This window comes from Streptomyces sp. NPDC055815 (assembly GCF_053616475.1).
This window is the reverse complement of the sequence record NZ_JBSHDU010000134.1, coordinates 1-12,241: the sequence shown is the minus strand read 5'-3', so window position 1 is coordinate 12,241 and position 12,241 is coordinate 1. Positions and strand designations below refer to the sequence as shown.

The 12,241-nt window shown below is 73.1% G+C and carries 11 protein-coding genes; 4 read left to right on the top strand and 7 right to left on the bottom strand.

The genetic code is table 11. The annotated features are described in order from the left end of the window. Positions 1-233: 233 nt before the first annotated feature. The gene (locus ACWGN5_RS40700) at positions 234-1,595 is read right to left on the bottom strand and encodes an FAD-dependent oxidoreductase (RefSeq protein WP_453523735.1); all 1,362 of its coding nucleotides are present in this window, start codon (positions 1,593-1,595) and stop codon (positions 234-236) included. Between the two features lie 223 nt (positions 1,596-1,818). Continuing rightward, positions 1,819-2,730, bottom strand: coding sequence for a TIGR01777 family oxidoreductase (locus tag ACWGN5_RS40695; RefSeq protein WP_453523732.1), 912 nt, complete (start codon positions 2,728-2,730; stop codon positions 1,819-1,821). Between the two features lie 46 nt (positions 2,731-2,776). On the opposite strand from ACWGN5_RS40695, the gene ACWGN5_RS40690 reads away from it, so the two are divergent. After that, positions 2,777-3,292 carry an N-acetyltransferase family protein gene (locus ACWGN5_RS40690; protein ID WP_453523729.1) on the top strand — a complete coding sequence of 172 codons (516 nt, stop codon included), beginning with the start codon at positions 2,777-2,779 and terminating at the stop codon, positions 3,290-3,292. A gap of 118 nt (positions 3,293-3,410) precedes the next feature. Here ACWGN5_RS40690 and ACWGN5_RS40685 read toward each other — a convergent pair whose 3' ends face one another. Beyond that, positions 3,411-4,091 (bottom strand): TetR/AcrR family transcriptional regulator, encoded by a 681-nt coding sequence (locus ACWGN5_RS40685; protein ID WP_453523726.1) that lies wholly within the window; start codon positions 4,089-4,091, stop codon positions 3,411-3,413. 119 nt (positions 4,092-4,210) lie between these two features. On the opposite strand from ACWGN5_RS40685, the gene ACWGN5_RS40680 reads away from it, so the two are divergent. Both ACWGN5_RS40680 and ACWGN5_RS40675 read left to right on the top strand, forming a co-directional pair. Beyond that, positions 4,211-5,005 carry an SDR family NAD(P)-dependent oxidoreductase gene (locus ACWGN5_RS40680; RefSeq protein WP_453523723.1) on the top strand — a complete coding sequence of 265 codons (795 nt, stop codon included), beginning with the start codon at positions 4,211-4,213 and terminating at the stop codon, positions 5,003-5,005. After that, on the top strand, positions 5,005-5,838 hold the full coding sequence (locus ACWGN5_RS40675; RefSeq protein ID WP_453523720.1) for an SDR family NAD(P)-dependent oxidoreductase: 834 nt from the start codon (positions 5,005-5,007) through the stop codon (positions 5,836-5,838). Before ACWGN5_RS40680 ends, ACWGN5_RS40675 begins: the two co-directional genes overlap by 1 nt. A gap of 42 nt (positions 5,839-5,880) precedes the next feature. Here the strand turns inward: ACWGN5_RS40675 and ACWGN5_RS40670 are convergent, their stop codons facing one another. Further along, positions 5,881-6,402: a DUF4240 domain-containing protein gene (locus ACWGN5_RS40670; RefSeq protein WP_453523738.1), complete on the bottom strand. Its 522-nt coding sequence runs from the start codon at positions 6,400-6,402 to the stop codon at positions 5,881-5,883. A 99-nt stretch (positions 6,403-6,501) separates the two neighbouring features. On the opposite strand from ACWGN5_RS40670, the gene ACWGN5_RS40665 reads away from it, so the two are divergent. After that, entirely contained in the window at positions 6,502-7,422 is a 921-nt protein-coding gene (locus tag ACWGN5_RS40665) for an SDR family oxidoreductase (protein ID WP_453523717.1), read from the top strand. Between the two features lie 70 nt (positions 7,423-7,492). Here ACWGN5_RS40665 and ACWGN5_RS40660 read toward each other — a convergent pair whose 3' ends face one another. The 3 genes from ACWGN5_RS40660 to ACWGN5_RS40650 form a co-directional block, all read right to left on the bottom strand. Further along, positions 7,493-8,455: a helix-turn-helix transcriptional regulator gene (locus ACWGN5_RS40660; protein WP_453523714.1), complete on the bottom strand. Its 963-nt coding sequence runs from the start codon at positions 8,453-8,455 to the stop codon at positions 7,493-7,495. An 84-nt stretch (positions 8,456-8,539) separates the two neighbouring features. Next, positions 8,540-11,245: a pyruvate dehydrogenase (acetyl-transferring), homodimeric type gene (aceE, locus tag ACWGN5_RS40655; protein WP_453523711.1), complete on the bottom strand. Its 2,706-nt coding sequence runs from the start codon at positions 11,243-11,245 to the stop codon at positions 8,540-8,542. Positions 11,246-11,543: 298 nt separating this feature from the next. Then, positions 11,544-12,170 carry a GntR family transcriptional regulator gene (locus ACWGN5_RS40650; protein WP_453523708.1) on the bottom strand — a complete coding sequence of 209 codons (627 nt, stop codon included), beginning with the start codon at positions 12,168-12,170 and terminating at the stop codon, positions 11,544-11,546. Positions 12,171-12,241 lie beyond the last annotated feature (71 nt).

Here is a 12,241-nt window from a genome sequence, read left to right as displayed (position 1 = left end):
TGCGGGTTCAGGCGCGGGAGCCTCTGGCGCCGGCAAGGGCGCCGTCCGTTGTGCCCACCCGTTCCGCCCCGGCGGAACGCATGCCCACAACGGGGCCGGGTGGGCGCCGCCCCGGCGGAACGCATGCCCACAACGGGGCCGGGTGGGCGCCGCCCCGGCGGAACGCATGCCCACAACGGGGCCGGGTGGGCGCCGCCCCGACGGAACGCGTGCCCACAACGGGCGGGGCGGCGTCAGGCCGCGGTGTTTTGTTGGGTGGGGGAGCGGCGGACGCCCAGGTCCGTCAGGAGGGCGTTCGTCGCGCGGTCGGCCGAGGTCAGGGCGCCCCCGACCGTGCTCGTGTCCCGATGGTCGCCGCACACGTACAGCCCCGCGAGCAGCCGGACCGAGCGGTGCGCGTCGTGCGGGGGCCGCATGGAAGGGACCGCCTCGGGGGTGTGGTGGAGGGCCAGGAGTTCCCAGTCGTCCGTCGACGTGCCGTACAAGGTCGCGAGGTGCTTGCGGACCCGGCGCTCCGTGTCGTCCGGAGGCGTGCCGAGGACCGTCGAGGTGATGAGGGGCCGGCCGCCCGGCGCCCGCGTCGGGTCGACCGCGCTCATCACCGCCGTGTGCGCCACCGGCCCGCCCGGGTCCGACTCCAGGAGCAGGGTCGGGTCCCCGCACGGCGCCACGGGAGCCGTGTGGTGGAGGACCGTGACGGGGTGGAAGGCGGGGACCCGCAGCCCCGGCAGCAGCCCGGCGGCCGTGCGCGCCCCCGTCGCCAGGAGCACCGAGCGGCAGCCGATGACCCCGTGTTCGGCCGTCGTGACCCGGGAGACGGACACGTCCGTGACCCGGACGCCCGTCCGGACGGTGCCCGGCGGCAGCCCGGCCGCGAGCAGCGTGGGCAGCGCCGCCGATCCGCCCTCGGGGACGGCCGGCCGCCCCCGGGCGAAGGCCCGCAGCGCCAGGTCCGCCTGACGGCTCGACAGGGAGAGGTCCGGGTCGGCGAGGAGCGCGGCGAGCAGCGGCCGCAGCACCCCCTGGACGGTACGGGCGGGCAGCCGGGCCGTCAGGGCCTCGCGTGCGGTCCGCTCGGGCCGGGCGAGCAGCCGCTGCGTCGGCGTCGCGGCGAGCCGGACGAGGGACGCGCCGAGCCGCGCCTGGTCGAGCGAGGCGGCCGGATTCCGGGGGGCGCTCGCGAGGGCGCGCGCCATGCTGAACGCTCCCCCCACGCCCCGGTGGACCCCGCCGCCCCGGTGGCCGGACGCCCGGCGCGGATGCGGGACGCCCCATCGCGCGTACCGCCCGTCGCTGTGGACGAGCACGCCGGGGGCGAACGGGCGCAGCGCGAGCCCGGAAAGGCCCGGCGCGGCCCGCAGTTCCTCGGGCGAGAGGGTGAGCAGCGGGCCCACCCGGTCGAGCAGGAAGCCGTCGACCCGGTCGGTGGCCAGCCGGCCGCCGACCTTCGGCTCCGCCTCCAGGACGGCGACGGAGAGCCCCGCGCCGGTGAGCCGGTGCGCGGCCGCGAGCCCCGCGGTCCCGGCTCCTACGATGACGACGTCGACGGCCTCCACGACGTCCCTGTGCTGTGCGCTGATTGCGGTACTGAGCACGTGCCCCTCCCCAGGTCGGCGCGCCGGTGGGAGGCCTTATGCCCCCAACGGGCCCCCGGAATGCCCGAGTTCGCGTCCGTATCGAACGGTGGTCGTCGAACGGCGGCCTCGAACCTTGGTCATCGAGCGGTGGGCGTCGAGCCTAGGCAGCGACCGTGCGGAAGTCGGCCCGCGCGCGGCGGGGTGCACGCAGCACGAGGGGGCACACCCCGGTGAGGGGGCGTCAGCGCAGCGCCGCCCGGATCGCCTCGTCGATCGTCGGGAAGGCGAAATCGAATCCGGTCTCCAACAGCCGCCCCGGCAGCACCCGCTGACTGCCCAGCACGTCCTGGGCGAAGTCGCCGAGGACCACCTTCAGGGCGGGCGCGGGGACGGTGAAGAGGGTCGGGCGGCGCAGCACCCGGCCCATCGCCGCCGTCACCTCGCGGTTGGTGACGGGCTCGGGGGCCGTCAGGTTCACCGGCCCCGAGAGGGACGGGGTGTCGACGAGGTGGCGCAGGGCCGCCACCTCGTCGTGCAGGGAGATGTGCGACCAGTACTGGCGGCCGTCGCCCATCCGCCCGCCGAGCCCGGCGCGGAAGACGGGGAAGAGCCGTCCCCAGGCGCCGCCCTGGCGGGCCACGACCAGGCCGGTGCGGGCGTAGGTGACCCGGATGCCGGCCTCCTCGGCGGGGGCGGCCGCGGCCTCCCACTCCACGCACACCGAGGGCAGGAAGCCGGTCCCGGCGGGGGCGCTCTCGTCCACCGCGCGCGTGCCGGTGTCCCCGTACCAGCCGAGTGCCGTGCCGCAGACCAGCGCCTCCGGCGGGTCGGCGAGCGAGGCGAGGGCCTGGGCGATCGCGGTCGTGCCGAGGACCCGGCTGTCCCGGATCTCCTTCTTGTACGCCTCGTTCCAGCGGCGCTCGCCGACTCCGGCGCCCGCCAGGTGGACGACGGCGTCGACGCCGACGAGCCCGGCGGCGTCCACGTACAGCCGCTTGGGGTCCCATTCGACCTCGTCGGCGGTCCTGGCGGGGCGGCGGACGAGGCGGAGGACGTCGTGGCCGTCGGCGCGCAGGGAGCGGACCAGGGCCGAGCCGATGAGGCCGGAGGCGCCGGTGACGGCGACGCGCTTGCGGAGGGCGGAACGCTGCATGGCCCCATCCTGCCCTTCCCGCCCCGGCCGTGGCACAGTGGCCTTCATGATCGTGCCGGAGTACGCGATACGCACTGCCGCCCCCGGGGACGACCGGTTCCTCGCCGCGCTGGACCGGGACACCTGGTCGACCCTCCACGCGGTGCAGCCCCGGCCGGAGCCGGGCACCCCCTTCTTCGACGAGCGCCACCGGCCCGAGGACTACCTCGTGGCGGTGGGCGAGGGGGAGGTCGCCGGCGGGGTGGCCCTCCTCGGCTACGTCCGGGTGGCGCCGCCGACCCCGCTCGCCGTCACCGCCCACGTCCGCCAGATCCAGGGCCTCGCCGTCGCCCCGGCGGCGCGGCGCCTGGGGGTCGCGCGGGCGCTGCTGCGGGCCGCGATGGACCGGGCCAGGGCGGAGGGCGCGGTCCGCATCACCCTGCGGGTCCTCGGGCACAACGCCCCCGCCCGCGCCCTCTACGCCTCCGAGGGCTTCGCGGTGGAGGGCGTGCTGCCGGGGGAGATCCTCCTCGACGGGGCGTACGTGGACGACGTCCTCATGGGCCGGTCACTCGTCGACTGAGGCAGGGCCGGTCGCTCCTCGGCCGAGCCCGGGCCGGTCACGTCTCGACCGAGGCACGGACCGGTCACGCCTCGGCCGACGCACGGACCGGTCACGCCTCGGCCGAGACACGGGCCAGTCACGCCTCGGCCGAGGCGTCGGCGTCCTGCAGCAGCCTCATCCCGCCCATCAGCTCCCGCAGGCAGCGCACCGCGAGCGCGGCCGGCGCGCCCTCCCCGCGCACCGGGGCGTCCGTCTCCGCCCAGCTCTCCAGGGCGATCCGGATGGCGTCGGTGGCCGCAGCCGCCGCGAGCCGTACCTCCAGCGGGTCGGCGTCCGCTCCGGCGAGGGCGGCGACGACCTCGCGCAGCCGCTCCTCGGACTCCTGGTTGACCCGGTACCAGACGGCCCGGAGGGCGGGGTCCTCGGCGGCGGCCCGCAGCAGCCCGCGCGTCCAGCGCAGGCCCTCCGCCTCCGCGTCGGTGTCCGGGGTGAGCGCGTCGGCGATCGAGCGCTCCAGGGCCTCGGGCACGCCCGCGCCGGGTCCCGACGCGGCGAGGCTTTCCCGCCAGCGGTCGGCGCCGCCCGCGAGGAGCGGGGCGACGGCGTCCTGCTTGGAGCGGAAGTAGCGGTAGAAGGTGCGTAGGGCGACGCCCGCCCGCTGGGCGATCTCCTCGGCCGTGGTGCCGTCGGGACCGCGCTCGGTGAAGAGTTCGGCGGCGGCGCGGGCGATGTCCAGCAGGGTGGCGGCCTTGCGGCGCTCCGTCAGCGAGGGGAGCGAGGGGGTGGGGGGCGGGGCGCCCTCGGGCTTGGTGCTCACCCACGAAGCCTACGCCTGCGACTGCCGAAGGTGCACGGCGTGCAGCTATGGCAAAACGTGCCACTTCGGCGTACGGTGGCAGCATTCCCCGGAAAGCTTGACATCGAGAGGTTGCCGCCATGAACCAGCTGACCCGTTACGAAGGACGTCGCGCCCTCATCACCGGCGGCGGCTCCGGCATCGGCCAGGCCACCGTCCTGCGCCTGCTCGCCGAGGGCGGCCGGGTCGTCGCCGCCGACATCAGCGAGGACGGCCTCAAGGACACCGTCGCCAAGGCCGGCGACGCCGCCGACCGCCTCACCACCCTCGTGGTGAACATCGGCGACGAGGCCTCCGTACGGGCCGGTGTCGCCGCCGCCGTCGAGGCGCTCGGCGGCCTGGACGTCCTGGTCAACGCCGCGGGCATCCTGCGCTCCTCGCACACCCACGAGACGAGCCTGGACGTCTTCGAGCAGGTGATCCGGATCAACCTCACCGGCACCTTCCTCGTGATCCGCGAGGCGATCCCCGCCCTCCTGGAGGGCGACGACGCCGCCGTCGTGAACTTCTCCTCCACCTCCGCGCTCTTCGCCCACCCCTACATGGCGGCCTACGCGGCCAGCAAGGGCGGCATCCAGTCCATGACCCACGCGCTCGCCGCCGAGTACTCCAAGCAGGGCATCCGCTTCACCGCCGTCCAGCCCGGCTCCATCTCCTCCGGCATGACCGACGGCTCCGGCGCCAGCAAGCAGTCCGTGGGCCCCGGCCTGCCCGAGGACACCGACTGGTCCCTCTTCGCCAAGCTCGCCCCCGCCCTCGGCCAGGGCTTCGCCGGCCCCGAGACCGTCGCCGGCGTCGTCGCGATGCTCGCCTCCGAGGACGGCAGGTTCATCACCGGCACCGAGGTCCGCATCGACGGCGGGACCCACTTCTGATGACCGCCGCCGAGGTCTTCGGCGGTCGTACGGCCGTCATCACCGGCGCCTCCTCCGGCATCGGCGCCGGTCTCGCCCGGCACGCCGCCGGGCTCGGCATGAAGCTGGTCCTCGCCGACATCGCCGCCGAACGGCTCGCCGAGTTCGCCGGTGAGCTGTCCGCCACCGGCGCCGAGGTCACCGCCGTCGTCACCGACGTCGCCGACCCCGCCTCCGTCGAGGCCCTCGCCGACACCGCGTACACCCGGTTCGGCACGGTCGACCTGCTGGTGAACAACGCCGGGATCATGGCCATGGGCTACTCCTGGGAGATCCCCGCCGCGCGCTGGGACGACATGCTCCGGATCAACATCGGCGGATACGTCAACGGCATCCGGGCCTTCGTCCCGCGCATGCTGGAGCGCGGCGAGAAGGCCTGGGTGGTCAACGTCTCCTCCATCGGCGGCCTCCTGCCGAGCCCGCTGATGGCCCCGTACAGCGTCACCAAGTTCGGCACGCTCGCCCTCACCGAGTCGCTCCACTACGAGATGCAGATGAAGGGCGCCCCGATCCAGGTGTCCGTCGTCACGCCCGGCTCGGTCAAGAGCGAGATCTTCAGGGCCGCCAGGCCCGGAGAGACCGAACCGCCGGAGATCGCGGCCTTCAACGACCAGCTGCAGGCCATGGCCGACGAGCACGGGCTCACGCCCGAGGAGCACGCCGAGAGGGTCTTCGAGATGGTCGCGGAGGGCAGGTACTGGGCGATCCCCCAGCCCGAACAGCTCTTCCCGGCCCTCCAGCCCAGGACCGACATGATCCTCGGCCGGGAGAACCCCCGGCTCCAGCTGGGCTGAGACTCCCGGGGGTGCGGATCCGCCCTCCGCACCCCCGGGCCACTACGCCGCCCCGAAGCGCTCCCACAACCGGGGGAAGCGGGCCGCGAGCACGTCGTCGTCCTCCAGGTCGAAGGGGGCGCCCAGCGGCTCCCCGCCCGGCATCGGAATGCCCAGGTCGGGGGTCTCGGCCCCGGTCAGCGCCTCGTACGCCTCGTCCGCCGCGAAGCCGATCTCCTCGCCGTCCCCGTCGATCTCCACGTCGAAGTCGCCGATCAGCTCCGCCAGCGCGTCCGGATCGTGCACGCCCCCCTCGTACACCTCCCGGCCCTGGCCGATCAGCCAGCAGCGGAACGAGTCGAAGATCTCCTCGCCCGCCCCGTCGAAGAGCACCGCCGCCGCACCCCACAGATCCCAGAGGTACGCGCGGTTGAAACGGGCCTCGAAATGGCGCGCGTAGTCGAGCACCGAGTCGGGGTCAAGCCGGGTCAGCCGCTCCACGAGCAGATCCGCCTGCTCCTCGGGGTCGCCCTCGGCTTCCTCGCGGGTGGCGTCGATCAGCTCCCAGAACTCGGTCTCGTCCATCACGGGACCAGCATCGTGGCTCGGGGAGTCCGACGCACCCGGAAAGCCCGAAATGAATCCGGACAGAAGATGTCGGGTTTCCCTGTCAGTCTGGTGATCATGACGACTGAAACCACACCCCTGCGCGGACGGATCTGCCTGGTCGCCGGGGCCACCCGCGGCGCCGGACGGGCCATCGCCGTCCAGCTCGGCGCCGCCGGGGCCACCGTGTACGTCACCGGCCGCACCACCCGCGAGAAGCTCAGCGAGGTCGGCCGCGCCACCGAGACCATCGAGGAGACCGCCGAACTGGTGACGGCGGCCGGCGGCGAGGGCATCGCCGTCCCCACCGACCACCTGGAGCCCGAGCAGGTCCGGGCCCTCGTCGACCGGATCGACCGCGAGCAGGGCCGGCTCGACGTCCTCGTCAACGACGTGTGGGGCGGCGAACACCTGGTCACCTTCGGGAAGAAGACCTGGGAGATGGACCTCGACGGAGGTCTGAGGATGCTCGAACTCGGCGTGAAGACGCATGTCATCACCTCCCACGCGGTCCTGCCGCTGCTCACCCGCACCCCCGGCGGGCTCGTCGTCGAGGTCACCGACGGCACCGCCGCGTACAACGGCACCCGCTTCCGCGAGAACCTCTTCTACGACCTCGCCAAGAACGCCCCCCTCCGGATGGCCTTCGGCCTGTCGAAGGAGCTCGCGGAGTACGGCGGGACGGCCGTCGTCGTCACCCCCGGCTGGCTCAGGTCGGAGCAGATGCTCGCCGGCTTCGGCGTCACCGAGGAGAACTGGCGCGACGCCACCGAGAAGATCCCCGACTTCGGCGTCTCCGAGTCCCCGGTGTACGTCGGCCGGGCCGTCACCGCCCTCGCCGCCGACCCCGACCGGCACCGCTGGACCGGACAGTCGCTGTCCAGCGGCGAACTGGCGAAGGAGTACGGCTTCACGGACGCGGACGGCTCGCAGCCGGACGCCTGGGGCTTCATCGTCGCGAGCGAGACCGGGAAGCCGGACGTGGCCGACTACCGGTAGCACCCGACCGGTGGAGCCGCGCCGGGCCGACCACCGGTAGCACCCGACCGGTGGAGCCGCGCCGGGCCGGCTACCGGTAGCGCTCCGCCATGCCCCGGGCCGCCTCCGCGAACCGTTCGCGGAATGCGGCCGGGGCGAGGACCTCCGCCTCCGGACCGAGACCGAGGAGCTGGCCGAAGGCGACCTCCTCGCTCTCCACCCGGAGCGTCACGGTCACCCGGCCCTCCCCGGTGGAGCCCGCGGCGAGCGCCTCCTCGGCCGCGGCCCGGTCCGTCACGTACGGCAGCCTGCGCGCCCCCGCCTCGGTCAGCCGTACGACGACCTCGGCGCGCAGGATCGACCGGGCGAACTCCGCCGCCCGCTCCTCCCAGAAGACCGGCAGGTCGAAGTCCGGGTCCCGGTCGAAGCGTTCCTCGCCCACGGCCACCGCCGTGAACCGGTCCACCCGGTACGTACGGAAGGAGGAACCCGAGCGGGCGCACACGTACCAGACGCCCGCCTTCAGGACGAGGCCGTACGGTTCCAGCTCCCGCTCCACCTCCTCGCCGTCCCCGCGCCGGTAGCGGGCCGACAGCCACCGGTCGTCCCACACCGCCTCCGCCACCGGCGCGAGCAGCTCCGGGGTCTCCGGCTCGTGGTACCAGCCGGGCGCGTCCAGATGGAAGCGCCGCGCCGCCGACTCGTGCGCGTCCCGCAGGGAGGGCAGCAGCGCCGCCGACACCTTGAGCCGGGCCGCCGAGGCCGCGTCCTCCAGGCCCATGTCCCGCAGCGCGCCCGGCAGTCCCGACAGGAACAGGGCCTCCGCCTCACCGCGCGCGAGGCCCGTGAGCCGCGTCCGGTACCCGCCGACGAGCCGGTAGCCGCCGGACCGGCCCCGGTCCGCGTACACCGGCACCCCCGCCTCCGACAGGGCGAGCGCGTCCCGGGTGACGGTCCGCTCCGACACCTCGAGCTCGGCGGCGAGTTCGGCGGCGGTCATGGACGGCCGGTTCTGGAGGAGCAGGACCATTTTGATGAGGCGGGCGGCACGCATGCCCACCAGACTGCCGTACACATGCGCCGAGGGGCCGCCTCCGTATGTGCGTACGGAAGCAGCCCCTCGGACGGATGGGAGGCCTTACAGGCCGTAGCGCTCGCGCGCCTCCTTCACGGCCGACGCCTGGACCTCGCCGCGGCGGGCCAGCTGGGCCAGGGCCGCGACGACGATCGACTGGGCGTCGACGCCGAAGTGGCGGCGGGCCGCGTCGCGGGTGTCCGAGAGGCCGAAGCCGTCGGCGCCCAGCGAGGTGTAGTCCTGCTCGACCCACTGCGCGATCTGGTCGGGGACCTGGCGCATGTAGTCGGAGACCGCGAGGACCGGGGAGTCGATGCCCTCCAGGGCCTTGCGGAGGTACGGCACCTGCTCCTCGCCGCGCAGGAGGGCCGCGTCGGCCTCCAGGGCGTCGCGGCGCAGCTCCGTCCAGGAGGTCGCGGACCACACGTCGGCGGCCACGCCCCACTCGGCGGCGAGCAGCTTCTGCGCTTCCAGGGCCCAGTGGATGGCCGTACCGGAGGAGAGCAGCTGGATCCGCGAGGCGTTCGCGGGCAGGTCGAGGCCGGCCGACTCCGCCGTGTTGAAGCGGTAGAGGCCCTTGACGATGCCCTCGTCGATGCCGGACGGCTTGGCCGGCTGCGGCATCGGCTCGTTGTAGACCGTCAGGTAGTAGAAGACGTTCTGGTCCTCGCCCTCGGCGGCCTCGCCGTACATCCGGCGCAGACCCTCCTTGACGATGACCGCGACCTCGTACGCGAACGCCGGGTCGTACGTCAGGGCGGCCGGGTTCGTCGCCGCGATCACCGGCGAGTGGCCGTCGGCGTGCTGGAGGCCCTCACCGGTCAGGGTGGTGCGGCCGGCGGTCGCGCCGACGAGGAAGCCGCGGCCGAGCTGGTCGCCGAGCTGCCACATCTGGTCGGCGGTCCGCTGCCAGCCGAACATCGAGTAGAAGATGTAGAAGGGGATCATCGCCTCACCGTGCGTGGAGTACGCGGTGGACGCGGCGATGAAGTCGGCCATCGAGCCGGCCTCGGTGATGCCCTCGTTCAGGATCTGGCCGTTGACGGCCTCCTTGTAGTACATCAGCTGGTCGCGGTCGACCGGCTCGTACGTCTGGCCCTTCGGCGAGTAGATGCCGAGCGAGGGGAACAGCGACTCCATACCGAAGGTACGGGCCTCGTCCGGGACGATCGGGACCCAGCGCTTGCCGGTCTCCTTGTCGCGGATCAGGTCCTTGATCAGTCGCACGAACGCCATCGTCGTGGCCATCGACTGCGAGCCGGAGCCCTTGTCGAAGGCGGCGAACGCCTTCTCGGCCGGGGCCGGCAGCGGGGCGAGCGCGTGGGTGCGGCGGGCCGGGGCCGGGCCGCCGAGCGCCGCGCGGCGCTCCTGGAGGTAGCGGACCTCGGGGGAGTCGGCTCCGGGGTGGCCGTAGGGGACCACGCCGTCGACGAACCGGTCGTCCGAGATGGGCAGCTCAAGAAGGTCACGCATGTTCTTGAACTCGTCCGTCGTCAGCTTCTTCATCTGGTGGTTCGCGTTCTTCGACGCGAAGCCCTCACCCAGGGTGAAGCCCTTGACGGTCTGCGCCAGGATGACCGTCGGCGCGCCCTTGAACTCCAGGGCGGCCTTGTACGCGGCGTACACCTTGCGCGGCTCGTGGCCACCGCGGGAGAGGTGGAAGCACTCGAGGATCTTGTCGTCGGACAGCAGCTGCGCCATCGCGACGAGCGCCGGGTCCTTGCCGAAGAAGTCCTGGCGGATGTAGGCGGCGTCGCGGGTCTGGTACGTCTGGACCTGCGCGTCCGGGACCTCGCGGAGGCGGCGGACGAGCGCGCCGGTGGTGTCGAGCGCGAACAGCTCGTCCCAGGCGTTGCCCCACAGCGACTTGACGACGTTCCAGCCGGCGCCGCGGAACTGGGCCTCCAGCTCCTGCACGATCTTGAAGTTGGCGCGGACCGGGCCGTCGAGGCGCTGCAGGTTGCAGTTGATGACGAAGGTCAGGTTGTCCAGACCCTCGCGGGCGGCCAGGGCGAGGGCCGCGGTCGACTCGGGCTCGTCCATCTCGCCGTCACCGAGGAACGCCCACACGTGCGAGGCGGAGACGTCCTTGATGGAGCGGTTGGTCAGGTAGCGGTTGAAGCGCGCCTGGTAGATCGCGGAGAGCGGGCCCAGACCCATGGAGACGGTGGGGAACTCCCACAGCCAGGGGAGGCGGCGCGGGTGCGGGTAGGAGGGCAGGCCGTTGCCGCCGGACTCCTGCCGGAAGTTGTCGAGGTGGGCCTCGTTCAGGCGGCCGTCGAGGAAGGCGCGGGCGTAGATGCCGGGGGAGGCGTGGCCCTGGATGTAGAGCTGGTCGCCGGAACCGTCGGCTTCCTTGCCCTTGAAGAAGTGGTTGAAGCCGGTCTCGTAGAGCCAGGCCGCGGAGGCGAAGGTGGCGATGTGGCCGCCGACGCCGTGCTTGGAGCCGCGGGTGACCATCGCGGCCGCGTTCCAGCGGTTCCACGCGGTGATCTTCCGCTCCATCTCCTCGTCGCCGCCCGTCTCGGTGATCGAGGGCTCGGCGGAGGTGGGGATGGTGTTGACGTAGTCCGTCTCCAGGAGTTTGGGCAGGGCCAGGCCCGCGCCCTCGGCGTGCTGGAGGGTGCGGCGCATCAGGTAGGCGGCCCGGTGAGGGCCGGCGGCCTTGGTGACGGCGTCCAGGGAGGCCGCCCACTCGGCGGTCTCCTCGGTGTCACGGTCCGGGAGCTGGTCGAGCTCGCTCGGAATCTTGCCTACGGGATCGGTCATGATCGCCGCCTTCCGGACAGGTGGGTGGAGATGGGTGCCTTGTCTGGCAGGACAGGGCGACGGGCCGGGTGCGGCCCGCCGAAGACTGTAAACCGGCGATCGATGATCGATCAAAGGGTTGAAGGCGAAAACCTCTTCAGATCGAGAAAGTAGGCACAGGGTGCCAGGGAAATGGGCACCCGGTGCCTTGTTTTCTGTCCTGTTTTCGCAGGTGAGGCCGGTTGTCTGAGGGTGTCCACGCACGAATGAGCGGGCCCGCCGACAGGGCGGACCCGCTCACCGTACGTAAAGCCATGGCTCAGGCTCGCGGAGCGCAGCCCAGAACGTGCGCCTTCACGAGCGCACCGATGTTCGGGTCGCCCCGCCGGAAGGCCTCCACCAGCTCCTGGTGCTCCTCCGCGTACGACTTCTGGACCGTGCCCAGCCAGCGGATCGACAGGGCCGTGAAGACCTCGATGCCGAGCGTCTCCCAGGTGTGCAGCAGGACGCCGTTGCCGGCCGCCTTCACCAGCTCCCGGTGGAAGGCCACCGTGTGCCGCACCTGCGCCGTACCGTCCGCGGCCGCGTCCGCCTCGTACAGGGCCGCCACGTGCGGCTCCAGCGCCGAGCAGTCCGCCGCGAGCCGCCCGGCCGCCAGCTCGGCCGCGATCTGCTCCAGACCGGCGCGTACGGGGTAGCTCTCCTCCAGGTCGGCCGCCGTCAGGTTGCGGACCCGGACGCCCTTGTTGGGAGCCGACTCGATCAGCCGCAGCGACTCCAGCTCGCGCAGCGCCTCGCGGACCGGGGTCTGGGAGACCTCCAGCTCGGTCGCGATCCGGCGCTCCACGATGCGCTCGCCCGGCTTCCAGCGGCCGCTGACGATCCCCTCCACGATGTGCTCGCGGATCTGCTCGCGCAGCGAGTGGACGACGGGGACGGTGGTCATGAAGCGGCTCCTCGGGGAGTGTTGACCCTTAGACAATACGGCGGCGCCCCCGTCCGGAACAAAAACCGGAC